Origin of the sequence: Pseudomonas sp. B40(2017) (assembly GCF_002112855.1) — a bacterium.
GTDB lineage: Bacteria > Pseudomonadota > Gammaproteobacteria > Pseudomonadales > Pseudomonadaceae > Aquipseudomonas > Aquipseudomonas pharyngis.
Genome location: NZ_NEIT01000007.1, coordinates 68,570 through 93,293 on the forward strand (window position 1 = coordinate 68,570; position 24,724 = coordinate 93,293).

General features: G+C 62.8%; 22 protein-coding genes. 5 read left to right on the plus strand and 17 right to left on the minus strand.

The window, feature by feature from the left end; genetic code table 11:
- Nucleotides 1-7: 7 nt before the first annotated feature.
- Nucleotides 8-682, minus strand: a complete 675-nt coding sequence (locus CAF76_RS20240; protein WP_039770232.1) for a hypothetical protein — start codon at nucleotides 680-682, stop codon at nucleotides 8-10.
- A gap of 295 nt (nucleotides 683-977) precedes the next feature.
- Between CAF76_RS20240 and CAF76_RS20245 the strand changes: the two genes are divergently transcribed.
- Together CAF76_RS20245 and hemB are read left to right on the plus strand one after the other, a co-directional pair.
- Nucleotides 978-1,676 carry a glutathione S-transferase family protein gene (locus CAF76_RS20245; protein ID WP_085648204.1) on the plus strand — a complete coding sequence of 233 codons (699 nt, stop codon included), beginning with the start codon at nucleotides 978-980 and terminating at the stop codon, nucleotides 1,674-1,676.
- A gap of 142 nt (nucleotides 1,677-1,818) precedes the next feature.
- A complete protein-coding gene (hemB, locus tag CAF76_RS20250) occupies nucleotides 1,819-2,793 on the plus strand; it encodes a porphobilinogen synthase (protein WP_085648205.1) in 975 nt (324 codons plus the stop codon).
- Nucleotides 2,794-2,797: 4 nt separating this feature from the next.
- Here hemB and CAF76_RS20255 read toward each other — a convergent pair whose 3' ends face one another.
- The gene (locus CAF76_RS20255) at nucleotides 2,798-4,333 is read right to left on the minus strand and encodes an FAD-dependent oxidoreductase (RefSeq protein ID WP_085648206.1); all 1,536 of its coding nucleotides are present in this window, start codon (nucleotides 4,331-4,333) and stop codon (nucleotides 2,798-2,800) included.
- Nucleotides 4,334-4,520: 187 nt separating this feature from the next.
- Between CAF76_RS20255 and CAF76_RS20260 the strand changes: the two genes are divergently transcribed.
- Entirely contained in the window at nucleotides 4,521-5,609 is a 1,089-nt protein-coding gene (locus CAF76_RS20260; protein ID WP_085648207.1) for a DUF1615 domain-containing protein, read from the plus strand.
- Between the two features lie 78 nt (nucleotides 5,610-5,687).
- Here the strand turns inward: CAF76_RS20260 and CAF76_RS20265 are convergent, their stop codons facing one another.
- From CAF76_RS20265 to CAF76_RS20320, 12 genes are all read right to left on the minus strand, one after another.
- A complete protein-coding gene (locus tag CAF76_RS20265) occupies nucleotides 5,688-6,011 on the minus strand; it encodes a hypothetical protein (RefSeq protein ID WP_064597933.1) in 324 nt (107 codons plus the stop codon).
- 112 nt (nucleotides 6,012-6,123) lie between these two features.
- Entirely contained in the window at nucleotides 6,124-6,819 is a 696-nt protein-coding gene (locus CAF76_RS20270) for an anti-sigma factor domain-containing protein (protein WP_085648208.1), read from the minus strand.
- A complete protein-coding gene (locus CAF76_RS20275) occupies nucleotides 6,816-7,349 on the minus strand; it encodes a sigma-70 family RNA polymerase sigma factor (RefSeq protein ID WP_178076190.1) in 534 nt (177 codons plus the stop codon). The genes CAF76_RS20270 and CAF76_RS20275 overlap by 4 nt, the downstream gene beginning before the upstream one ends.
- Nucleotides 7,350-7,391: 42 nt before the next feature.
- Nucleotides 7,392-7,913 carry a DUF3455 domain-containing protein gene (locus tag CAF76_RS20280; protein WP_085648210.1) on the minus strand — a complete coding sequence of 174 codons (522 nt, stop codon included), beginning with the start codon at nucleotides 7,911-7,913 and terminating at the stop codon, nucleotides 7,392-7,394.
- A gap of 119 nt (nucleotides 7,914-8,032) precedes the next feature.
- The gene (locus CAF76_RS20285; protein ID WP_085648211.1) at nucleotides 8,033-9,646 is read right to left on the minus strand and encodes an ABC transporter ATP-binding protein; all 1,614 of its coding nucleotides are present in this window, start codon (nucleotides 9,644-9,646) and stop codon (nucleotides 8,033-8,035) included.
- A 14-nt stretch (nucleotides 9,647-9,660) separates the two neighbouring features.
- Nucleotides 9,661-10,683 (minus strand): ABC transporter permease, encoded by a 1,023-nt coding sequence (locus CAF76_RS20290; protein WP_085648212.1) that lies wholly within the window; start codon nucleotides 10,681-10,683, stop codon nucleotides 9,661-9,663.
- Nucleotides 10,683-11,747: a microcin C ABC transporter permease YejB gene (locus CAF76_RS20295; RefSeq protein ID WP_085648213.1), complete on the minus strand. Its 1,065-nt coding sequence runs from the start codon at nucleotides 11,745-11,747 to the stop codon at nucleotides 10,683-10,685. The genes CAF76_RS20290 and CAF76_RS20295 overlap by 1 nt, the downstream gene beginning before the upstream one ends.
- Before the next feature lies 1 nt (nucleotide 11,748).
- Complete coding sequence (locus CAF76_RS20300) at nucleotides 11,749-13,620, minus strand: extracellular solute-binding protein (RefSeq protein ID WP_085648214.1); 1,872 nt, start codon at nucleotides 13,618-13,620, stop codon at nucleotides 11,749-11,751.
- Nucleotides 13,621-13,772: 152 nt separating this feature from the next.
- Nucleotides 13,773-16,478: a TonB-dependent receptor gene (locus tag CAF76_RS20305; RefSeq protein WP_085648215.1), complete on the minus strand. Its 2,706-nt coding sequence runs from the start codon at nucleotides 16,476-16,478 to the stop codon at nucleotides 13,773-13,775.
- A gap of 207 nt (nucleotides 16,479-16,685) precedes the next feature.
- Complete coding sequence (locus CAF76_RS20310) at nucleotides 16,686-17,087, minus strand: biopolymer transporter ExbD (protein ID WP_011335072.1); 402 nt, start codon at nucleotides 17,085-17,087, stop codon at nucleotides 16,686-16,688.
- The gene (locus tag CAF76_RS20315) at nucleotides 17,087-17,791 is read right to left on the minus strand and encodes a MotA/TolQ/ExbB proton channel family protein (RefSeq protein WP_039770206.1); all 705 of its coding nucleotides are present in this window, start codon (nucleotides 17,789-17,791) and stop codon (nucleotides 17,087-17,089) included. Before CAF76_RS20315 ends, CAF76_RS20310 begins: the two co-directional genes overlap by 1 nt.
- Nucleotides 17,792-17,840: 49 nt before the next feature.
- On the minus strand, nucleotides 17,841-18,659 hold the full coding sequence (locus tag CAF76_RS20320; RefSeq protein WP_085695478.1) for a TonB family protein: 819 nt from the start codon (nucleotides 18,657-18,659) through the stop codon (nucleotides 17,841-17,843).
- 1,090 nt (nucleotides 18,660-19,749) lie between these two features.
- On the opposite strand from CAF76_RS20320, the gene CAF76_RS20325 reads away from it, so the two are divergent.
- Nucleotides 19,750-20,373, plus strand: a complete 624-nt coding sequence (locus tag CAF76_RS20325; RefSeq protein WP_085648216.1) for a glutathione S-transferase N-terminal domain-containing protein — start codon at nucleotides 19,750-19,752, stop codon at nucleotides 20,371-20,373.
- Here the strand turns inward: CAF76_RS20325 and CAF76_RS20330 are convergent, their stop codons facing one another.
- Nucleotides 20,374-20,814, minus strand: a complete 441-nt coding sequence (locus CAF76_RS20330; protein ID WP_011335068.1) for a CBS domain-containing protein — start codon at nucleotides 20,812-20,814, stop codon at nucleotides 20,374-20,376.
- Nucleotides 20,815-21,003: 189 nt separating this feature from the next.
- On the opposite strand from CAF76_RS20330, the gene CAF76_RS20335 reads away from it, so the two are divergent.
- Nucleotides 21,004-23,364 (plus strand): DNA polymerase II, encoded by a 2,361-nt coding sequence (locus CAF76_RS20335; RefSeq protein ID WP_178076189.1) that lies wholly within the window; start codon nucleotides 21,004-21,006, stop codon nucleotides 23,362-23,364.
- Here the strand turns inward: CAF76_RS20335 and CAF76_RS20340 are convergent.
- Together CAF76_RS20340 and CAF76_RS20345 are read right to left on the minus strand one after the other, a co-directional pair.
- On the minus strand, nucleotides 23,329-23,799 hold the full coding sequence (locus tag CAF76_RS20340) for a DUF1810 domain-containing protein (RefSeq protein WP_064597910.1): 471 nt from the start codon (nucleotides 23,797-23,799) through the stop codon (nucleotides 23,329-23,331). The genes CAF76_RS20335 and CAF76_RS20340 overlap by 36 nt on opposite strands.
- 29 nt (nucleotides 23,800-23,828) lie before the next feature.
- A complete protein-coding gene (locus tag CAF76_RS20345) occupies nucleotides 23,829-24,650 on the minus strand; it encodes an aldo/keto reductase (protein ID WP_085648218.1) in 822 nt (273 codons plus the stop codon).
- Between the last annotated feature and the right edge of the window lie 74 nt (nucleotides 24,651-24,724).

Genomic DNA, 24,724 nt, shown 5'->3' on the forward strand with positions numbered 1-24,724 from the left:
GACAAACTCAGGTCGGACAGCTTTCCTGGCCGTTATCCAGTCCCTGTTTGTAGCTGTGGCTCTGCAGGCTGGCCTTGCCGTTGTGCCAGGTCAGGGTCAGCACATACAGCGAGTCGTAATCGCTGGATTCCCAATCCTCTGTGATCTTCTGCTTCCCGCCGACCGCCTTGTCCGCCACCTTGTTGATCAGCTCCGGCAGGTAGCCATGGGACCACGCGGTGTAGATGGTCGAGTTGTGGTACTTGTCGTCGATCAGCTCCCGGGCCAGATCACTGGTGTCGTTGGCCGAGAACTCGATGTTCACCGGCAGGCCGAGTTTGATCGCGGCGGGGCTGATGGTCATCAGCGGGCGGATGTAGCTGTAGGAGTTGTCCAGTTCGCCTTCCTCGACGTTGCGCGTCGGGTTGGCGGCGAACACGTAGTCGGCCTTGCCGAATTTTTCCGGCAGCAGGGTCGACAGGTCGATGGCCCGGTTCAGGCCCTGGCAGTTGAGCTGGCCGAGACCACCGGCCGGTTTCTCGGCATGGCGCAGGAACACCAGGGTCTGGGTGCCGTCCACCGGTTGCGCACGGCTTTCGCTGGATTCCAGCGACAGGAACAGCGCGCTGACTGCCAGCAGGGTGGGCAGGGCCACATAGGCGCGATGTTTGAAGCGGTTGGCGACTTTCATCAAGTTCGTCATGGGATAAGGAGTCTTCAGTCTGTTCGGTTAAGGCTGACAAACCTCTGCACCGGTGCATGCGCGCCGGCTGTTTTCCCTGTCATCACTGGCTTGCTTGGAGCCCCCTGAGGCCCGTTTGGTTCGATCCGCTTGAGTGCGCCGCACTTTACCGTTGAGGCTGTGCGGTTGGAGGAAAGGTTAACCACAGGATGTTGCGGATTTAAGTAAGCCGGCGGGCGAGTGTGTAAAGAACCCGAGCCAGAGCGCTGATCGTGGATTATGCTCAGGCCTTTCATTTTGTGACTGGATGCTACACATGACTGATCTGTCCGCGTTCCCGATCACCCAGAAATGGCCGGCGCAGTACCCTGACTGGATTCAGCTCTATTCCCTGCCGACCCCCAACGGCGTCAAGGTCTCGATCATGCTTGAAGAGATCGGCCTGCCCTACGAGCCGCACCGCGTGGGCTTCGACACCAACGACCAGATGTCTCCGGAATTTCTGTCGCTGAACCCGAACAACAAGATTCCGGCGATCATCGATCCCCACGGTCCAGAGGACAAACCGCTGCCGTTGTTCGAGTCCGGCGCGATCCTGATCTACCTCGCCGACAAAAGCGGCCAGTTGCTGGCCCAGGAAGGCGCGCTGCGCTACGAAACCCTCCAGTGGCTGATGTTCCAGATGGGCGGGATCGGGCCGATGTTCGGCCAGCTCGGTTTCTTCAACAAATTCGCCGGCAAGGACTACGAAGACAAGCGTCCCCGTGACCGCTACGTCGAAGAAAGCCGCCGCCTGCTCAGCGTCCTGAACACCCGCCTGGAAGGGCGCGACTGGATCATGGGCGAGCGCTACACCATCGCCGACATCGCCACGTTCCCGTGGGTGCGCAACCTGATCGGCTTCTACGAGGCGGGCGATCTGGTCGGCATCGACAACTTCCCGAACGTCACCCGGGTGCTGGAGCGCTTCCTCGCGCGGCCGGCGGTTGTGCGCGGCCTGACCATTCCTTCCTGACCCGGCGGGAACCGGGCGCGCAGATTGTTGCGTGCCCGGTAACGCACTGTTGATTGATCCAGGTTTGTACCCCGATCCCCGCAAGGCATAAGCTTCGCCCCCTACGACTTTCGTCTCATCCGCTGTTTTCAGGAAAGGCCCCATGTCCAGTCAGTTCCCCGAAGCACGTCCACGCCGTCTGCGCCGCAATGCGAGCCTGCGCAGCCTGTTCCAGGAAACCGAGTTTTCCCTCAACGATCTGGTGCTGCCGATCTTCGTCGAAGAAGAGATCGACGATTTTGTGCCGATCAAGAGCATGCCCGGCGTGATGCGCATTCCCGAGCGCAAACTGGCCGGCGAAATCGAGCGTTACGCTCGGGCCGGGATCAAGTCGGTGATGACCTTCGGCGTGTCCCATCATCTGGACGCCAACGGCAGCGACACCTGGCGCGAAAACGGCCTGGTGTCGCGCATGTCGCGGATCGCCAAGGACGCCGTGCCGGAAATGATCGTGATGTCCGACACCTGCTTCTGCGAGTACACCGACCACGGCCATTGCGGCGTGATGCACAACCATGAAGTCGACAACGACCAGACCCTGATCAACCTCGGCAAACAGGCAGTTGCAGCAGCCCGTGCCGGCGCCGACGTGATCGCGCCGTCGGCGGCAATGGACGGTCAGGTGCGGGCGATTCGCCGTGCGCTGGACGATGCCGGCTTCACGCAGATTCCGATCATGGCCTACTCGACCAAATTCGCCTCGGCGCTCTACGGCCCGTTCCGCGAGGCCGGCGGCAGCGCGCTGAAGGGCGATCGCAAAAGCTATCAGATGAACCCGATGAACCGCCGCGAAGCCCTGCGCGAATCGTTGCTCGATGAACAGGAAGGCGCCGACGCGCTGATGGTCAAACCGGCCGGCGCGTACCTGGACATCATCCGCGACATCCGCGAAGCCTCGAACCTGCCGCTGGCGGCGTATCAGGTCAGCGGCGAGTACGCGATGATCAAGTTCGGCGCCCAGGCCGGGGCCATCGACGAAGATCGCGTGGTGCGCGAAAGCCTCGGCGCGATCAAGCGCGCGGGTGCGGATCTGATCTTCACCTACTTTGCGATGGACCTGGCCCTGGCCGGGATCTGATCCGTCAGGGGCAATTGAAAAACGGCCGGATCCCGTGATCACGAAAGTACCGTTCGATCACCTTCGGATCCGCGCTGTTGTCGGCAATCGCCACGTAGGTATCCGGGCGCAGCAGGTAAAAGCCGTTGCGCCCCAGGCCCGCCGTTTCAAACGCCGGACGCCAGTCGAACACGTGCAGCGGCAAGTGATGTTCATTGCACCAGGCGATCATCTCGTCGCTGGTGTCGCCGTAAACATGCACCTGCCAGCACGGCTGGCGCAACGGCTCGTAATTGTCCCCCTCGCCATCATGGGCCCACGGCAAGCGGTCGCCGCCGTGGACGTGCCCGGCCACGCCTTCGCTCAACGCCATGCCCCGATAGTTGAGGGTGATCTGCGACACCGTGCGAAACAGGAATTCGCGGCTGCTCTCGAATGAGGCCATTTTCGGAATCAGGAACGGCGCCAGCCGTGTGCGCAACAAATCGGCCATGCGGCCTTCGGCGGTGACGAAGCTGAAGACCTTGTCGGTGGTCGACACCAGTCGCCGGGCGAAGGCGATGCGTTCGGTTTCGTAGCTGTCGAGCAGCCCGGGCGTGGCCGCGCCGCCGAGCACTGCCGCGAGTTTCCACGCCAGGTTGATCGCATCGCCGATGCCGGTGTTCATGCCCTGACCGCCGGCCGGGCTGTGCACGTGCGCCGCATCGCCGAGCAGAAACGCCCGGCCCTTGCGAAAGTGATCAGCCACCCGGTGATGCACGCGGTAGGTGGAGAACCAGTTGACGTCCTCGATGTGCACGTTCAGATGTTCGATAGCGCGATTGCTGACGTCGGAAAACTCGAGGGTTTCGGCACGCTCCGCACGCTCGTCGCGCACCGTGCCAATCAACCGCGCGCGGCCTTCGCCGGCCAGCGGGAACACCGCCAGAAAATCCGCTTCATCCAGATCCAGATGCAACTCGCCGTTGAGCGCCGGGCCGCTGGCCCGCACATCGGCGACATAGAAAATCTGCTGATAGGTGCCGCCGGGAAAACCGGTGTCGAGGGTCTTGCGCACGATTGAACGAGCGCCGTCGCACCCGGCCAGATAGCAGGCCTGACAGATTTCCTGCTCGCCATCCGGCAGGCGCAAATGTGCGGTGAGGCCGTCACCGTTTTCCGTGAAGCTCTCCAGCGTCGTGTTGCGCTCGACGGTCACGTCGTAGTCTTCGAGTCGGTCGATCAACAGCCGCTCGTGTTCGTCCTGCGGGTACATTTCCAGAAAGGCATAGGGCGTCAGGCCTTCGCCGATCCGGTTCAACGGCAACTGCGCCACCGGTTTGCCCTTGACCCAGAAATTCGCCGCGGCCACCCGATGACCGTTGCGCACCACCGTATCGGCCAGATCCAGTTGCCGGTACAGCTCAAGGGTCCGCGCCTGCACCGCCAGCGCCCGCGAGGTGGTGCCCGGCGCGGAAGCCTTGTCGATGATGCGCACGCGCACGCCCAGTTTGCTCAGCCACAGGGCCAACACCAGTCCGGTGGGGCCCGCGCCGATGATCAGAACATCACTGCGGTTCATGGTCTGTCCTCCTCGCGTGTCCTGATCCGAGACTTGCCACTGCAGCAGCAAGTATGGATCAGACGGCGAGGGCGGCCAGTCGGCCTGCCAAACGGGACGATGGAACAGCGCCGCCGGCCCGCAGTCCTATCCTGCACCCTGCGATTGAGCGTAGGGTTAACCCGGCTCAACGGACTGGATGAAGCGTATGCACACCCCTCGATTATTCGTCAGCCTCGCCGCGCTGCTGGTGCTGGCCGGTTGCGCCGGTCAACGCAGCGAAGAACCGGCGCCGCGCCCGCCCGCCGAGGTCAAGGCGCAGATTGTGCGCCTGCTGCCGGCAAAAACCGCCGACCGCCAGGGCTGGGCCACTGACATCTACGCTGCTTTCGCCGCTCAGGGCATCAGCCCGACCACGCAGAATCTGTGTTCGGTGCTGGCCGTCACCGAGCAGGAATCCACCTTTCAGGTCGATCCGCCAGTGCCGGGCCTGGGCAAGATCGCCCGTGACGAAATCGACCGCCGCGCCGCCAAGGTGCACATCCCGAGCCTGTTGGTCAGCGGCGCCTTGCAGGTGCGCTCGCCGAACGGCAAGACCTACAGCGAACGCCTGAGCGCCGCCCGCAGCGAAAAGGAATTGAGCGCGATCTTCGACGACTTCATCGGCTCGGTGCCGATGGGTCGTACGCTGTTCAGCGGTTTCAACCCGGTGCACACCGGCGGGCCGATGCAGGTCAGCATCGAATTCGCCGAGCAGCACGCCAAGGACTATCCGTACCCGGTGGACGGGACCATTCGTCGCGAGGTGTTCAGCCGTCGGGGCGGCATGTACTTCGGCATCGCCCATTTGCTGGGTTATCCGGTGAGTTACCGCGAGCCTTTGTACCGCTTCGCCGATTTCAACGCCGGCTGGTACGCCAGTCGCAACGCGGCGTTTCAGAACGCGGTCAGCCGGGCGTCGGGCATTCCGCTGGCGCTGGATGGCGACCTGATCCGCCCGGGCGCGATCATGCCGGGCAGCACTGAACTGGCGGTGCGCACCCTCGGCAAATCCCTGGGCATGCGCAATCCGGTGATCCGCGATCAACTGGAGAAGGGCGATAGCCTGGCCTTCGAGGAGACCAAACTGTATCAACGGGTCTTCGAACTGGCGGAGCGTGCGGAAGGCAAGTCACTGCCACGTGCGGTGCTGCCGGGCATTGTGCTGCAGAGCCCGAAGATCACCCGCAAACTGACCACGGCGTGGTTTGCCAAACGGGTCGACGAGCGCTATCGGCGCTGCATGGCCAAGGGCTGAGGACGATCAAAAGGGAATAAAAAAACCCGGCTGACGGGAGCCGGGTTTTTTCTGGGTTGTTGCGGTCAAGCCATTCATTCAGGCAACGCGACGTTCAATCAGACGATCCGAGCCACCTTCAGCAACGCGACGTTCAATCAGACGATCCGAACCACCTTCAGCGACGCGGCGTTCAATCAGACGATCCGAACCACCTTCAGCGACGCGGCGTTCGATCAGACGATCCGAACCACCTTCGGCAACGCGACGTTCGATCAGACGATCCGAACCACCTTCAGCAACGCGACGTTCGATCAGACGATCCGAGCCGCCTTCGGCGATCATGGTGTGAGCCGGTTTGGCGGCAAATGCGTTGAAGGCCAGAACCGAGAGGGCAATGCTGAGGATGACTTGGCGTTTCATGATTTTTGCTCCGGGGGTGTTGTTTGTTTGGTATGGAGCGGATGTTACGCCCGGGATTTTTTAAGAGAACTTCATTGACGTGATGGTGAACATCGACGCCGATGATGGTTTGTCATAGCACCTTCACTGCGCGGCCAATCGCCTGGATAGGCCCGGTGGGTTTGCCGATCGGCGAACCGTTGGCGCCCTCCAGCGTCAGCTCGAACAACTGATTCGGTTGCAGCGGCGGCAGCTTGTCCAGCGGGATCGACAGCGCTTGCCCCGGTTTGACCAGCCCCAGCGACACCGGCCCTTGCCAGCCGTCGGCCTTGGTCCAGAACTCCAGCGCCTTGTCGGCCGGCACTTCGACCACGCCCAGCGGAATCAGCTGAATCTCCCGTGGACTGCTGGCCTGGATCACCCAGCCCGGCGCCTTGTCCTGCGGGGCGACCAGCACCACCAGAAAGCTCGGTTTCGGTGTGGTCTGGGTCAGCAGGATCGAGCCCAGCAACAAGGTCGCGGCCAGCCCGGCAGCGCTCAAGCCGCGCCACAGCGACAGGCGGTTCCACCAGGAAACCTCTGGCGCCCTCTTGTGGGTGAGTTGCCCGACACTGCGTTCGATGCGTTGCCACAGCTGCGACGAAGGCTGATGCGCCGGGGCGAGGTCGGTCAGCTCCAGCAGACGCCGCTCCCAGGCATCCACGGCGGCTTGCAGTTCCGGTTCGTTGGGCAAGCGTCGTTGCACTTCGGCGCGCGCTTCGGCCGAGAGGGTGCCGAGCACGTATTCGCTGGCCAGTTCATCGCGTTCCTGCGCCGATTCGGTGGTCATCCCATGCACTCCCGCAACGCATTGAGGCTGCGTTTGATCCAGGCTTTGACGGTGCCCAGCGGCGTGTCGAGGCGTTGGGCGATCTGCGCGTGGCTGTAACCGTCGACGTAGGCGTGAAGGATGCAGCGGCGGCGTTGCGGTTCCAGTTGATGCAGGCAGCGATGGATGCGGGTCGATTGCGCCAGCGCATCGAACCCGTCATCAATCGCCAGAGATTCGTTGCTGTCGTTCAGCGGCGTTTCCTGATGGTGATTGCGCAACACATTCAGCGCCAGATGCCGGGTCACGCTGAACATCCAGCCCCGGGCCGAACCGCGCGCCGGATCGAAACCCGCCGCGCCGGCCCAGATCTTCAGGAACGCATCGTGAACGATGTCTTCGGCCAGTGCCGTGTCACGCACCAGACGCCGGGCGACACCCAGCAGCCGCGGGCTTTCCTGCACATACAATTCGCGCAGGGCCCCGCGCTCGCCGCGGGCACAGGCGGCGAGGCGGGCTTCATAATCGAACGCGGTTTCGGGCAATGGCATGTCCTGCAATCTAGCAAGCATCGGCCAAACGTCCAGTCAGGCTCAGTTCGCCGCCCAGAAAATGTAGTCGGCCTGATACTTCACCACTTCCTGTTTGCCCTTGTTCGCCGCCGTGCATTCGCTGCCCGGCGCCACGCCACCCTTGAGCGCGACGCGCTGGATGTAGCTCACGCCGCTCATCGCGCCTTTGCCCTCGGCGGGGTTGGCCTTGACCAGTTGATAGGGCAGGTTGCCCGGGCTCGACGGCGCAACGGCCAGCTGTGTGCCGGTGACTTTCGAACCGTCCTGCGCCTGCCAGGTGGCGGGCGGGCCGAAGTAGGTACCGACCTGTTTGCCGCTGCGATCGTTGAGCACCGCTTTCGGGCCGACGAACACCCACTCGGTCTGGCCGGCGGCATTGGCCTTGTCCCGGCATTCGTAGGTGATCTCGCCGACCCCGGTGGTTTCCATCGCGATCTTGTGGCCGTCCGGCACCTTGATCGCATCGGGATAACTGCTTTGGGCAAAGCTCGAAGAGGCGACGGCGAGCAAACCGGTGAGGCCAATCAGTTGAGTGATGTTCATCAGTGTTTCTCCGAAAAAGGGTAAACCGCTGACAGCCGAAAGAGGGCTGTTACAGGGACTACCCGTGACGGAGGCATTTGGATGCAGTGGCCGGAAAATAAATCTGAAAGCACTGAAAGTCAGATTGTTGTAACCAGCTCCTTCCCGGTTTTTGCCAAGGCCAGGCCGGACGCTTTCAGCAGTTCCTGGGTATAGGCATGCTGCGGCGCCGCAAAAATCTGGCGCGACGCTCCCTGTTCCACCACCTTGCCGTCCTTGATCACCATCAAGTCGTGCGCCAGTGCATGCACCACCGCCAGGTCATGGCTGATGAACAGGTACGTCAAGCCATGGCGGATCTGCAACTGCCGCAACAACTCCACCACCTGTTTCTGCACCGTGCGATCCAGCGCCGAGGTCGGTTCGTCGAGCAGAATCAGCGCCGGTTCCAGTACCAGCGCCCGGGCGATGGAAATGCGCTGGCGCTGGCCGCCGGAGAATTCGTGGGGATAGCGATGGCGGCTCTGCGGGTCGAGGCCGACTTCCTCCAGCACGCGGATCACCGCTGCCTCACGTTCTTCGGGCGTGCCGATGCCGTGGGTCAGCAGGCCTTCGGCAATGATCTGCTGTACCGACATTCGCGGGCTGAGGCTGCCGAACGGGTCCTGGAACACCACCTGGATCTGCCGGCGCAACGGGCGCATCAAGCGCTGATTGAGCAGGCTCAAATGCTTGTTGCCGAAGCGAATATCGCCCTCGGATTCCACCAGTCGCAGAATCGCCTGGCCCAGCGTCGACTTGCCCGAGCCGGACTCGCCGACAATCCCCAGGGTCTTGCCCCGTTGCAGACGGAAACTCACGCCGTCCACAGCCTTGATGTATTGCTGGGTGCGGCTGAACAACGCCTTGGGCAGCGGGAACCAGACTTTCAGATCGTCCACTTCCAGCAGGTTGTGATCGTAGCGACTCGGCACCGGCGCGCCCGACGGTTCCGCCTCGATCAGCAGGCGGCTGTAAGGATGCTGCGGGGCGCGGAACAGCGTTTCGCAATCGGCCTGTTCGACGATTTCCCCATGGCGCATCACGCACACCCGCTGGGCGATGCGCCGCACCAGATTGAGGTCGTGACTGATCAGCAGCAGCGACATGCCGAGGCGTTGCTGCAACTCGATCAACAGCTCGAGAATTTTCTGCTGCACGGTTACGTCCAGCGCCGTGGTCGGCTCATCGGCGATCAGCAACTGCGGCTCGTTGGCCAGCGCCATGGCGATCATCACCCGTTGCCGCTGGCCGCCCGATAGCTGGTGCGGATAGGCCTTCAAACGCTGCAACGGCTGGCGAATGCCGACCAGTTCCAGCAGCTCCAGCGTGCGCTGGCGCGCGGCGCGGCCCTTGAGTCCCTTGTGGATTTCCAGCACTTCGCTGATCTGTTTTTCCACCGTGTGCAACGGGTTCAGCGAAGTCATCGGCTCCTGGAAAATCATCGCGATGCGGTTGCCGCGCAAGCTGCGCAGCTGCTGTTCGCTGGCGTGCAGCAAGTCCACGCCGTTGTAGCGGATGCTGCCTGTGCTGCTGACGGTTTTGGCCGGCAGCAAACGCAGGATCGAGTGCGCCGTCACCGACTTGCCCGAGCCGGATTCACCGACCAGTGCCAGGCACTCGCCACGGCGGATGTCGAGGTTCACGCCGTGCACCACTTCGTGCCCGGCGAAGGCGACACGCAGGTCGCGGATTTCAATCAGGTTGTCGGTCATTTCAGCTCCGGGGATCAGGATCGCGGATCGAACGCGTCACGGCAGGCTTCGCCGATAAACACCAGCAAGGACAGAATCAGCGCCAGGGCAAAAAACGCCGTCAGCCCCAGCCACGGCGCTTGCAGATTGCGCTTGGCCTGGCCGATCAGTTCACCCAGCGATGCGGTGCCGGCGGGCATGCCGAAGCCGAGAAAATCCAGCGCGGTGAGGGTGGCGATGGCGCCGGTCAGAATGAACGGCAGGTAGGTGAGGGTGGAGGTCATGGCGTTGGGCAGAATGTGCCGGCGCATCAGTTCGCTGTCCGTCAGGCCCAGCGCCCGCGCGGCCTTGACGTATTCCAGGCTGCGCCCGCGCAGGAACTCGGCGCGCACCACGTCCACCAGTGCCAGCCAGGAAAACAGCGCCATGATCCCCAGCAGCCACCAGAAGCTCGGCGAGACGAACCCCGACAAGATGATCAGCAGGTACAGCACCGGCAGCCCCGACCAGATCTCCAGCACCCGTTGCCCGAGCAAGTCGACCCAGCCGCCGTAATAACCCTGCAACGCTCCGGCGACGATGCCGATCAGCGCACTGACCGCGGTGAGAATCAGCGCGAACAGGATCGAAATCCGCGTGCCGAAAATCACCCGTGCCAATACGTCCCGGGCCTGATCGTCGGTGCCCAGCCAGTTGCTCGAGGACGGCGGGCTCGGTGCCGGTTCCGTGAGGTCGTAATTGACCGTGTCGTAGCTGAACGGGATCGGCGGGAACAGCATCCAGCCGCCCTGATCCTCGATCAGTTTGTGCACGTAATTGCTGGCGTAATCCGGTTGGAACGGCAGCTCGCCGCCGAAATCGGTTTCCAGATAATCGCTGAGGATCGGGAAGTAAAAGGCGTGGTGGTAGCGGATCACCAGCGGCTTGTCGTTGGCGATCAGTTCGCCGCCGAGGCAGATCAGGCACAGCCCGATGAACAGCCACAGCGACCAGCGCCCGCGCCGGTTGGCCTTGAATTGGGCGATGCGCCGCCGGCCCAGAGGGGAGAGTGTGAACATCAGGCAGTCCTCGCCGAGAAGTCGATGCGCGGGTCGAGCAGGGTGTAGCAGAGGTCGCCGATCAGCTTGATCAACAGGCCGAACAGGGTGAACAGAAACAGCGTGCCGAACACCACCGGGTAGTCCCGTGAAACCGCCGCTTCGTAGCTCATGCGCCCGAGGCCGTCGAGGTTGAAGATGGTTTCGATCAGCAGCGAGCCGGCGAAAAACACCTCGATCAACGCCGACGGCACACCGGCCACCACCAGCAGCATCGCGTTGCGAAACACATGGCCGTAGAGCACGCGCCTTTCGGTCAGGCCCTTGGCGCGCGCGGTGATCACGTACTGGCGGCTGATCTCGTTGAGGAAGCTGTTCTTTGTCAGGATCGTCAGCGTCGCAAAACCGCCGATCACCAGCGCCGTCACCGGCAACACCAGGTGCCAGAGGTAGTCACCGACCTTGCCCCACAGGCTCAGGCTGGCGAAGTTGTCCGAGACCAGACCCTGTACCGGAAACCAGTTGACGTAGCTGCCCCCGGCGAACACCACGATCAACAGGATCGCGAACAGAAACGCCGGCATCGCGTAACCGACGATGATCGCCGTGCTGCTCCAGACATCGAACGCGCTGCCGTTTTTGATTGCCTTGCGAATGCCCAGCGGGATCGAAATCAGGTAGGTGATCAAGGTCGCCCACAGGCCGAGGGACAGCGACACCGGCAGCTTCTGCACGATCAGATCGGTGACCTTGGCACCGCGAAAGAAACTGCTGCCCAGGTCCAGTTGCACGTAATTCTTGAGCATCAACCACAGGCGTTCGTGCATCGGCTTGTCGAAACCGTAGTGGTGCTTGATCTCTTCGATCAGCGCCGGGTCCAGGCCTCGGCTGCTGCGCCCGGCACCGCCGATTGCCGTTACTTCGCTGGCGCCGCCCATGCTGTGCCCGCCGAAGCCTTGCAGGCGGGCGATGGCCTGTTCCACCGGGCCGCCGGGCGCGGCCTGCACAATGACGAAGTTGACCACCAGAATGCACAGCAGCGTCGGGATGATCAGCAACAGACGTCGACTCAGATAACGCCACATGTCACTGGCCCCCCGCGAGCTGGCGCAGGGCGCTCATCTGCTGGTTGGTCAGCGGCTTGGCCGAAACCTCCCACCAGGTGTCGAGGCCTTCGCTGTAGATCGGTTGCACCGCCGGCCTGCCGAAGCGGTTCTGAAACACCGTCGGCGTGCCTTTGGAGTAGTAGTTGGGAATCATGTAGTCACCCCATTGCAGCACCCGGTCGAGGGCGCGGGCGTAACGCACCATGGCGTCGCGGGTATTGGCCTGGACCAGGCCGTCGATCAGCCGGTCCACCGCAGGGTCCGCCAGCACCATCGAATTGGAACTGCCGACCTGCGTGGCGCTCTGCGAGGCGTACAGGCTGTACAACTCGCGGCCCGGCGAGACGATCGGATCGCCGCTGCGCGGGAAACTGGTGACGATCATGTCGTAGTCCCGGGCGTTGAGCCGGTTGATGTACTGCGCTGAATCGATGCGTCGCAGATTGAGGGTGATGCCGATCTGCGCCAGGGTGCGTTTGTACGGCAGCAGCATGCGGTCGAAACCGCCCTGGCCGTCGAGGAAGGTGAATTCGAAGGGCTCGCCGGCGGCGTTCACCAGCCGATTGTTTTTCGGTGTCCATCCGGCCTCGGCCAGCAGCTTCAGGGCCTGCAACTGCTTGTCGCGGATGTAGCCGCTGCCGTCGGTTTTCGGTGCCTGATAGACCCGGCTGAAAACCTCGTCCGGAATCTGTCCGCGCAGCGGTTCGAGGATCGCCAGTTCTTCGGCGTCGGGCAGTGCGGTGGCGGCCATTTCACTCTTCGGCCAGTAGCTGTTCTGGCGCACGTAGAAGCCGCGCATCATCTGCTTGTTGGTCCACTCGAAATCCCACAGCAGGCTCAGCGCCTGACGCACGCGGCGATCCTTGAACAGCGGATTCTGCAGGTTGAACACGAAACCCTGGGCGCAGGTCGGTTTGTCCGGGGCGAGAATTGCCTGTTGCAGGCGACCGTCGTGCAGGGCCGGGCTGTCGTAGCCGACCACGTAACCGGACGAGGAAAACTCGCGGTTGTAGTCGAACGCGCCGGCCTGCAGCAGTTGCCGGGCGACGTCGGTGTCGCCGTAGAAATTCACGGTCAGGCTGTCGAAGTTGTACATCCCGCGACTGACCGGCAGGTTTTTGCCCCACCACTGCGGGTCACGCTGGAAACTGATGCTGCGTCCCGCATCGACCTTGCTCACTCGGTACGGGCCGCTGCCCAGCGGAGGCTCGAAGCCGCCGCCGTTGGCGAAGTCGCGGGTCTTCCACCAGTGCTCGGGCACCGGTCGCAGCGACGCCAGATCCAGCGCCAGGGTGCGGTTGAGGTTGTTCTTGAAGGTGAAGCGAATCTGTCGCGGGCCTTCGATCAGTACATCCTGCACGTCGGCGTATTGCTGGCGATAACTCAGGCTGCCCTTGGTCATCAACAGCTCGAAGGTGTAGCGCACGTCCTCGGCGGTGATCGGCGTGCCGTCGGCGAAACGCGCCTCGGGGTTCAGGTTGAAACGCACCCACAGGCCGCCGGGATCGCGCTCCATGGTTTGCGCCACCAGACCGTAGACGGTGTAGGGCTCGTCCAGCGAGCGGAACGCCAGCGGCGAATACACCCAGTCGTTGACCTGCACCACGGAAATGCCCTGATCGGCATACGGGGTAATGTAGTTGTACTGACCGATCTCCATCGAAGCGCGGCTGAGCGAGCCGCCCTTGGGGGCGTCGGGATTGACGAAATCAAAGTGCTGGAAACCGGCGGGGTATTTCGGCGCCTCGCCGTACACCGTCATCGCGTAGCTGCCGCCGGCCAGCGCAGATGCCGCGTTGCACAGCAGCGCGCTGCCGAGCAGCAGGCCGGCCATGTTGCGCATGAATGTCATGAAGTAAATCCCCCAAATCCTGAATGGAAACGGACTCCCTGTGGGAGCGAGCCTGCTCGCGATGGCGTCTTGTCAGTCAACACATCCTTCGCTGACACACCGCATTCGCGAGCAGGCTCGCTCCCACAAGGTGAGATGTGTTCTGTTTCCGGTTAGAAGTGGTACGTCATGCGCGCAAACAGCGTGCGGCCCAGCGGATCGGTGTAGCGCGGGTCATAACCGCTCTGGAAGTTGTAGGCCTGGTTGGAGAACGGCGGATCGCGGTCGAACAGGTTCTTCACCCCGGCATCGACGTCCAGCACCTTGTCGAAGGTGTAGCCGGCCGACAGGTCCCACACCGAATACGACGCGACCCGCGCGTTGGTCTCGCGGTCGTAGTCGTTGTAGCCGGTGGTGAAGCGGTTGGTCAGCGCCGCGCGGGCGGCACCGAAGGTCCAGGAACCGGTCAGGTTGTGTTTCCAGCGGGCGATCACTCCGTCACCCCGGAAGTCGCCGACCTTGTCGGTGAACGGACCCTTGATGGTGCTCTGGAAGTCGTACTCGTCGACATAGGTGCCTTGCAGGCCCAGACCGAACTGACCGTACGGCGTGTTCGGGAAGCGATAGTCCAGCGACACATCAACGCCGTTGGTTTCGACGATGCCGAGGTTGGCGTTGCCGGTGACGATGTAATTGAGCGTGCCGTCGGCGTTGCGCACGAAGCGGTCAGGGTAGCTGCCGGCCTGATCGAACACGGTGGATTCCGGGAACGGCTGGATCTGGTTGGAGATGTGAATCCACCAGAAATCCAGGCCCACGGACAGATTGCTGACCGGCTGATAGACAAAGCCCAGCGTCACGTTGCGCGCTTTCTCCGGGGCCAGGTCTTCGTTACCGCCGATCTGGTTGAGGAACTGCTGACCGCAATCGCGCCCGCCGTTGCCGCCCGGTTGTACCACGCCGCCGGTACACAGCACCGGGTCGTTGTAGTAGCCCTGGGTGAAGGTGATGCTGCGCGGGGAATACAACTCATACAGCGACGGCGCGCGGAAGCCTTCGCTGTAGGCGCCGCGCACCACCAGCTCCTTGAGCGGCTGATAACGGAACGAGTATTTCGGGTTGGTGGTGCTGCCGAAGTCGCTGTATTTGTCGTGCCGCACGGCGGCGGACAATTCCAGGCTGTCGAGCACCGGTACGTTGATTTCCGCGTAGGCGGCTTTCACGCTGCGGTCGCCTTCGACGCTGCCGGCCGGGTCGATGCCCAGGCTCTGGATGTCGCCGGCAAAGGCTTCGAAGTCCTGGTGGAATTTCTCTTTGCGGTACTCGCCGCCCAGGGCCAGGCCGGACGGACCGGCACCAAACCAGTCACCGATTTCGCGGCTGATCCGCCCGTCGAAACCGGCGACCCGACCGACCGCCGTGGAATAGGCGCCGTGGTACGCGGCCTGATCGATGTACTGCTGACCGGCGCTGCTCTGCGGGCCGAACGGGTTGAGCAGACCGCTGGCCAGACCGTCGATCATCGCCTGATCGCTGACGTAGCCGCTGGTGACGCTGGAGACGATCTTGTTCTGGTTGTACGAGGCGCCGACGTTGTAGTCCCAGCCGCCAACCAGACCGTCGAAGCTCAGCAAAAAGCGCTGGCTGGTGTTCTGGTCTTTCGATTCACGCGGGCCGGCGGCTGTTTCGCGCCAGTTCACGTCCACCGGTTGCGTCGGGTCGAGGGCAAAATCGGTGGGCGCCGGGGTGATGCCGTTGCCGGGGTAGTAGGGCGAGGACGAATCCAGGCTCAGGCCGGTCAATGGCGCCGGGCCTATAGCAGTGGCGTTGTTGTTGCGCGACCAGAAGTATTCGAGGTTGACGTTGTGGTCGTCGGCCAGTTTTCCGGTGGTCTTGCCGAAGAACGACGTTTTCTCGGTCTGCGGCACCAGGTCGATGAATTCCCGGGTGCTGAAGCGGCAGAGGCCGTCGCGGGCCACGAGGTTGGGGCCGTTGCAATTGCTGTTGGCCAGCGGGTTGGTGGCGTTGCCGTTCTGGCTGTAGTTGCCGGGGAACGCGGTGCCGGAGGTCTGGTCCAGGCCACGGCCGGGCACATAGTCGCGGGCGAAGGAGCGGTCGTTGGCGTCGAGGTTCTGCTGCTTGTTGTAGTTGAACACGCCGAGCACGTTGAAGCGGTCCTGCTCCAGGTCGCCGTAGCCCCAGCTGGCGCTCATGTCCTTGGTCGCACCGCCGCCGCTGTGGGTCGGGGTTTCGCCGCCGAGGGTGAGCTGGCCGTCGGTCATGGATTTCTTGGTGATGAAGTTGATCACGCCGCCGATGGCGTCGGTGCCGTACAGGGCCGAGGCGCCGTCGCGCAGCACTTCCACGCGCTCGATCGCGGCAAACGGGATCATGTTCAGATCCACCGCGCCGCCGGCCGAGTTGGTGCCCGACAGGGCGTTGTTGGCCAGTCGGCGACCGTTGAGCAGCACCAGCGTCTTGTTCGCGCCGATGCCGCGCATGTCGGCGAACGAGGCGCCGCCGGTGGCCGCGCCGACCGAGCCTGCGCTGTTGTTGATCGACTGGCTGCCGGTGATGCGCTGCACCAGTTCGGCGGTGGTGGTCACGCCCTGTTTGCGCAGTTCATCGGCCTTGAGCACGGTGATCGGCACCGCCGTTTCCGCGTCGACCCGACGGATCGCCGAACCGGTCACTTCGACCCGTTGCAGTTGCGTGGTCGGCGCGACCACCGCCGCGGCGGCCGGGACGCTGTTGTCGTCCTCGGCGGCCTGAACCCCGGCGCCCATCCCCATGGCCACCAGGTACAACGGAACGAAACGGTGGCGGGAAATCGTCGCCACCAAGGGTTTGAGCGTGAAGCGTGGAGTGTTCATCAGCATGGTTGTTTCCGACTTTGTTAGACGTTTATCGAAATGGCCTTGTGAGCCCTCTTTGCACGGAGCACGGTGGTGCCGCGCCGCGAAAACCACTTTCTTCAAGCAAGCCGATCCCCTCCGAAGACGCGCTGCGTTTTTCGGTCGGCCGATTGCGACGGGATTCAACGAACGGTGCCGGGCGCGTCCCTCACTGCGCGCCCGGCACCGCCGTCAGCGGGTGGTCATCACCGATATCTTGGTGATGCCCGAGCGCTCGATGGACGCCATGGCTTTGGCGACCTGGCCGTAATTCACGGCGGAGTCGGCCTGCAGCTGCACGCGCACGTCAGCATCCTTGGCCTTGACCTCCTTGAGGCTGGCCTCCAGTGATTCCGGCGCCAGCTCGGTCTTGGCCAGGAAGAACTTGCCGTCCTGATCGACGCTGACCACCACCGGATCCTTCTTTTCGGCGGGAGCGACGGCGTCGGTTTTTGGCAGGTTGACCTTGATCGCGTTGGTCATCAGCGGCGCGGTGACGATGAACACCACCAGCAGCACGAGCATCACGTCCACCAGCGGCGTGACGTTCATTTCGCTGAGCACTTCATCGCTGTCTTGAGTGGAAAAGGACATCAGCTGGCCTCCCGCACGGCGGCCGTGGTTTTGGCGATGGCCTGGCGGCTGATGGAGAAAGCGCTGCGCGAGGCGAGGGCGTCGAAGTCGTGGGCGAAGTCATCCATGTCCGCCGACGCCAGTTTCAGGCGCCGCAGGAAGAAGTTGTAAATCAGCACCGCCGGTACCGCGACGGCAATCCCCACACCGGTGGCGATCAGCGCGTGGCCGATCGGCCCGGCCACGGTTTCCAGGCTGGCCGAACCGCTGGCGCCGATGCTTTGCAGGGCTTCCATGATTCCCCACACGGTGCCGAACAGACCAATGAACGGCGCGGTGCTGCCGATACTGGCGAGGATCGCCTGGCCGTTTTCCAGCGAGCGACGTTCCTTCTGGATCTGCTGGCGCAGGTTGCGCTCCAGGCGGTCGGCACGGTTGATGGTGTGCGCCAGTTGCTGGGTGGTGCGAGGGGATTCTTCCACCAGCAAGGCTTCGAAACCGCTGCTGGCGATCCGCGCCAGGGAGCCCGGATACTGGCTGGCGTGTTCGGCAGCGGTGAGCAGGTCCGGCGCGCCCCAGAAGGCTTTGCTGAACTGCTTGTTCTGGGTTTTCTGGCGCAGGTATTGCGCCGACTTGACCAGCAGGATCGCCCAACTGACCACGGAAAACAGCACCAGCCCCCAGAGCACGCCGGGGACAATCATCGAAGACAGAGAATCGTTCATGGCTACACCTCGCTTGCGTTAATCGGTTGTGAGTTCGGTTGTTGTGCCGTCATTGCGGCAATTTGAAATCGATGGTCTGGGTGGCGAAGCCGTCGATCGGTGTGTCGCCGCGCTTGGCCGGGATGAACTTCCAGGCCTTCACCGCCGCGACCGCCGCGTCATCCAGTTGCGGCTTGCCGCTGGACTTGGTCACCGTCACCGAACCGGCGCGACCGTTGGCCAGCACCTGAATCCGCAGCACCACGCTGCCTTCCCAGTTGCGCCGCAGGGCCAGCGACGGGTATTCCGGCGGCGGGTTGCCGAGGCTGGCGAGGCCGGAAATCGCCGCCGACTCTTTCACCGGGCCCGGTGCCGCAGCAGGTGCCGGAGGCGCGCTCGGGGTGGCCGGGGCGGCAGGCGCTGCCGGTTGCGCAGGGGCGGGCGGCGCTTTCGGCGGCTCGGCCTTTTTCACCGGTTTGGGTTTCTCGATCGGTTTCGGTTTTTCGATCGGCTTGGGTTTCTCCACCGGTTTGGGCGGCGGCTTGACCGCGTCCTCGTCTTCCACCGGCTGTTCCGGTTCGGGAGGGGGCGGCGGGGGTGGAGGCGGCTCCGGTGTCGGCGGGGCCGGAGGTGTCGGGCTGGTCAGCTCGACGGTCATTTCCGGAATTTCCGGTGGCGTGGGCAGCGGCTCGGCCCGCGCCTGCTGGAAAAACCACCAGGCGCCGCCGTGTATCAGCGCCGACACCGCCACCAGCAACAGCATCTGCTGTTTGTTCAGGCCGCCGGGCTGCGAAGTGTTGGCCTTGTAGACGGGCCGACCCGCCACCGACGCAAGCGCTGCGTTCGGCAATGGCCCCGGCGGCGTTCTGTGCTTTACCGCATCGTTCATTAAAGCTCCCTCGGGTGGATGAAGGGCAATAAGGTGCCGTTCGAACAACACAGCGTTGTTCGAGTGAGTGGTCGCAACTTTCATACAGGTGTGCAGAAGCCGATAGTTGAACTATCTATTGAGCAGGGCTTGTGCAGCTTATTGCTTCAGTAATGTCGACTTCGATGGTTCATTGATCCGGTCCGTGGCTGTTCTTTTATAAGTGAGTGTGCAATTGAGTGGCGAACATCATTCTTGCCCTCATGGTTGATGCAATAGCAACCGCTGTGCCAAAGAGTGACCAAATGTGTATCGGTTATTTCATGGGTGATACGTATGTCGCATTTATATAAGTTTCATTAAACAGGCCGGTTTTCCTGGGCGCATGACCTCCCGACAGCCCTGTTTGCAGAGCTTTTTTCAGGGCGAGACAGCTCTGGCGCGGTATCGCGCTGTTCAGCGAGATAGAGCGGCTGTTCTCGTGTCGGCCAGGGCGCGTGATGGTGCGTGGCGGACTGATTTGGTGCGGGTCAGGGTTTTAGCGGGTCACAGGCGATGTTCCTTGTTCTTGTTTAAGTAAAGTCGGTCGTTCCGCATGAACGATGTAATGACTGGAAGTGCAGTTTTGGTGCGCTTCGAGCATCAACTCCAAACAGCAAAAGTTGTACGGGTGTGCTGTCTGAAAGTTATTGTCGAACAATCTGTTTTGGCATTCATTAATGCAGCGCGCACGCAATGACTGCTTGCGTGCTATTTAAAAAATAAATAGTGAAGGTGTTCAGGTAATAAAAGGAATGCACGGACTGTTCGGCGGGCGAACGCGGCGCAGGTAAACGGGCACGGAGAGAAGAGGGTGGCGCAGCAGATGAAGATTCACGCGGTGAACTCCTTGTTGCCAGCTCGGATACGCGAACTTTTGGTTCGGTATCGCACCTTACAAGAACGCGGATAGCGTTCGCTGATTGCTCTTGGTGCGGGATGGGCACCGCCAGCGCTGTTTTGCGAGATCAGGGATTCGCAAGCTGCCGATGAATGCGCAATCCGTGCCAAATTCGATACAACGGCTATAAATAGGGCCAGGCGGGATGCCTTTCGCAGTGGAGGAGGGGATATGTATCAGCTCTACGGACACCGCAACTCAGGAGCAGCGGCCATCGAGGCGGCGCTCGAGCTGTGCCAGGTGGCTTACCGCTTCATCGATATCGAGGCCAGTGCGGAAGCGGCGCAGGAGCTGGCGCGGCTCAATCCGCTCAAACAGATCCCGACCCTGCAACTGCCGGACGGTAGTGTCATCACCGAAAGTGCGGCGATCCTGATTCATCTGGGGCAAAGCTTTGCGCAATCCGGCCTGCTGCCGGCCAACGGCGCTGACCGCGATCAGGCGATTCGGGGCCTGGTGTACATCGTCAGCAATTGCTATGCGGCCATCGGGATCATTGATTACCCGGAACGCTGGCTGGTGATGCCGGACGAGGCCTCGCGACAGAATCTGATGACGGGTGCGCGGGAACGACTGCACTGGAGCTGGGAGGTGTTCGCCGATCAGTTCTCGGCCGAGCTGTACCTGGACGATGAAACACCGGGCGCACTGGATGTGCTGGCGGCAGTGGTCACGCGCTGGGCCGGTGCCCGCGAACACCTGCGCCAGGCCCGACCCGGTTTCCATGCGTGGCTGCAGCGCATCGACCGGCACCCGGTGCTGGCGCCGGTCTTTGCGCGGCATTGGCCCGGCTGATCACTCCCCGCGAATGTACTGCTCCAGCTGCTTGATCAGTTCGGCCTGTTCGGCAATCGCTTCCTTGACCAGGTCGCCGATCGACAGCAGGCCGATCAGCTTGCCGTTCTCCACCACCGGCAAGTGACGCAGGCGTTTGTCGGACATGATGCCAAGGCAAGTGTCGACGGTCTGGTGGGTGTCCACCGTGATCACGTTCGCCACCATGATGTCGCGCACCGGGGTGCCCACCGAAGAGCGCCCGTGCAGCACCAGTTTGCGTGCGTAATCGCGCTCGCTGATGATGCCCACCACGTTGTCGTCTTCCACCACGAGCAAGGCGCCGACGTTCTTCTCGGCCATTTTCATCAGCGCTTCGAGCACCATGTGATCGGGTTTGATCTGGTGCACTTCCTGATTTTTCGGATCTTTGAGCTTGAGCAGCTGGGCGACGGTTTTCATGGCGGTTACTCAGGTGTTGTCGTTGTTCTCCAAGCATCGTAGACGCAGGCGCGCAGGGCAAGGCCGCAAAACGGCAGATAACACGCAAAAAACGTCATTTGACCGGGTTTTTCATGGCGAGGCCTTTGTCACGGGTGGCGGCAATGCCGCGTAGAATGCCCGTCTGAATCAATTCCTGAGGTTGCAGTGGTGGATTTACAGCAGGGCTTCGTCCTGACCCGGCATTGGCGCGACACCCCGGCCGGCACCGAAGTCGAGTTCTGGCTGGCGACCGACGCCGGGCCGCGCCGTGTGCGCCTGCCGCATCAGCCGTCGGTGGCGTTCATCCCGGCTGCGCAGCGTGAGCAGGCCGAGCGGGTATTGGCGGACGAAAAGAGCGTCGAGCTGCGCCCCTTGGCCCTGCAGGATTTCGAGCATCGCCCGGTGCTCGGGCTGTATTGCCAGCAGCATGGTCAGTTGATGCGCCTCGAAACCGCGCTCAACCGGCACAGTGTCGATGTCTTCGAAGCCGACGTGCGACCGCCCGAGCGCTACCTGATGGAGCGTTTCATCACCGCGCCCGTCTGGTTCAGCGGCACGCCCGATGCCGACGGCGTGTTGCTCGACGCCCACCTCAAACCTTCACCTGACTATCGCCCGCAACTGCGGCTGGTCTCGCTGGACATCGAAACCACCGAGCAGGGCGAGTTGTACTCCATCGCCCTGGAAGGCTGCGGCGAGCGCCAGGTATACATGCTCGGCGCACCGAACGGCGATGACAGCCTTGTCGACTTCGATCTCGAGTACTGCGAGTCGCGGACCCTGATCCTCAAGAAGCTCAACGACTGGTTCGCCCGCCACGACCCCGACGCGATCATCGGCTGGAACCTCGTGCAGTTCGACCTGCGCATCCTCCACGAACACGCCCGGCGCCTCGGCGTGCCGCTCAAGCTCGGGCGTGGCGGCGAGGAAATGCAGTGGCGCGAACACGGCAGCCGCAATCACTACTTCGCTGCAGCGGCGGGACGGTTGATCATCGACGGCATCGAATCCCTGCGTTCGGCGACCTGGAGCTTTCCCTCGTTCAGCCTGGAAAACGTCGCCCAGACCCTGCTTGGCGAAGGCAAGTCCATCGACAACCCGTACCAGCGCATGGACGAGATCAACCGCATGTTCGCCGAGGACAAACCGGCGCTGGCCAAGTACAACCTCAAGGACTGCGAGCTGGTCACGCGGATCTTTGCCAAGACCGAGCTGCTGAAATTTTTGCTGGAGCGCGCCAGCGTCACCGGCCTGCCGGCGGATCGCAGCGGTGGTTCGGTAGCTGCGTTCACCCATTTGTACATGCCGCTGATGCACCGCCAGGGTTTTGTGGCGCCGAACCTTGGCACCAATCCGCCGCAGGCCAGCCCCGGCGGGTTTGTCATGGACTCGCAACCGGGGCTGTACGAATCGGTGCTGGTGCTCGACTACAAGAGTCTTTACCCGTCGATCATTCGTACCTTTCTGATTGATCCGGTGGGGTTGATCGAAGGCTTGCAGCATCCGGATGACAGCGACTCGGTACCGGGTTTTCGTGGCGCTCGTTTCTCCCGCACCCGGCATTGCCTGCCGTCCATCGTCGCTCGGGTCGCCGAGGGCCGCGAGACCGCCAAGCGCGAGCACAACGCGCCGCTGTCCCAGGCGCTGAAGATCATCATGAACGCCTTTTACGGCGTGCTCGGTTCCAGCGGTTGCCGGTTTTTCGATACGCGGCTGGCGTCTTCGATCACCCTGCGTGGCCACGAAATCATGCTGCGCACCCGGCAGTTGATCGAAGCCCAGGGCCACGCGGTGATTTATGGCGATACCGACTCGACGTTCGTCTGGCTGCGTCGCCCCCACGGTCAGGAAGAGGCGGCGACCATCGGCCGGGCGCTGGTGCAACACGTCAACGACTGGTGGCGCGAGCATGTGCGTGAGCAGTACGGGCTGGAAAGCGCCCTCGAATTGCAGTTTGAAACCCACTACAAACGCTTCCTGATGCCGACTATCCGTGGCGCCGAGGAGGGCAGCAAAAAGCGCTACGCCGGTCTGGTGACCCGCGCCGACGGCAGCGAGGAAATGGTCTACAAAGGCCTGGAAACCGTGCGCACCGACTGGTCGCTGCTGGCCCGGCAATTTCAGCAGGAGCTGTACGAGCGGATCTTCCAGCGCAAGCCGTATCAGGGTTACGTGCGCGAGTACGTGCGCAAGACCCTGGCCGGCGAGTTCGACGAGCGACTGGTCTACCGCAAGCGCCTGCGCCGCACCCTCGATGACTACGAACGCAACGTGCCGCCCCACGTGCGGGCCGCGCGGCTGGCGGACGATTACAACGCGCAGCACGGGCGCCCACGCCAGTATCAGAACGGTGGCTGGATCAGCTACGTCATCACCCTCGCCGGGCCCGAACCGCTGGAAGTGCGCCGCGCGGCCATCGACTACGACCACTACATCACTCGCCAGCTGCAACCGGTGGCGGATGCGATCCTGCCGTTTGTCGACGACGATTTCTCAACCCTGATCGGGGGGCAATTGGGCTTGTTTTGAGTCCAGCAGTTGCAGGGTCCACTCGTCCTGAATGCCGTGGAAGAAACGCTCCAGCGCCTGATGCCAAGGGCTGTCGTCGACAGCGAACTGGGCGAACAGGGTCATTGATGAGTGGAATTTCAGGTCGTCCGGATGGCCGAAAATCTCGGCAATCGAACGCTGCTGCACGTTCAGCACCAACTGCGTGCAGGTCCGCAGCCGGGCGCCGAGCAGATCATGGGCCAGATAGGCCTTGGCCTCACCGGCCGAGCCAATTGCGAACCGCCGCGACATCTCGCTGCCGCCGAGCCCGGCGAACTGCGGGAACACGAACCACATCCAGTGGCTGCGCTTGCGGCCCTCGCCGAGCTCGCGCTGGACCCGTTCGAACACCGGGTCCTGGGCGAGCACGAAGCGTTGCAGGTTGAATGGATCGTCCTGATCAGTGCTTCTCATGGCGAAGCCCTCTGTCAGTCGGCGGTGGCTCAGACCATGGCCAGCCGCTGCTTGCGTTGTGGCGCGTGAAACGCCTGGTCCAGCGCCGCCAGATCCCCGGCCTCGAGATGCAGCTGCGCCGCCTGTGCATTGAGCTGCACGTGTTCCGGGCGCACGGCCTTGGGAATCGCGATCAGCCCATCCTGACGCAGAATCCACGCCAGCGAAACCTGTGCCGGGGTCACGCCGTGACGAGCGGCAATCTGTTTCAACACCGGCTCGGCAAGCATCGCGCCACCTTGGCCGATCGGGCAGTACGCCATCAGCGGCATGCGCTGCTGTTGGCACCACGGCAGCAGGTCGAATTCGATGCCGCGCTCTTCCAGGTTGTACAGCACCTGATTGGTCGCGCAGGCCGAACTCGACAGTTCCTCGAGATCATCGACGTCGAAATTCGACACGCCCCAGCGACCGATCTTGCCGTCCTCGCGCAGACGCTCGAAAGCCTCGACGGTTTCTTCCAGCGGATACTGGCCGCGCCAATGCAGCAGATAAAGGTCGATGTAATCGGTGTCGAGCCGGCGCAGACTGCGCTCGCAGGCCTGGGGAATGCCTTTGCGGCTGGCGTTGTGCGGGTAGACCTTGCTCACCAGGAACACTTGATCGCGCAGGCCGGCAATGGCTTCGCCGACGACGGTTTCGGCACCGCCTTCACCGTACATTTCCGCAGTGTCGATCAAGGTCATCCCCAGTTCGATGCCACTGCGCAGGGCCGCCACTTCACGCGTGTGCGCCGAGCGGTCTTCGCCCATGCGCCAGGTGCCCTGACCAATCACCGGCACCTGCACGCCAGCCAATTCGAGGGTACGCATTCAAACCTCCTTTCTGAAAGGGTCGATACCTTGGGTGGGCAGCAGAATAGCCCACGGGTTCCGTCCGGTTCCAG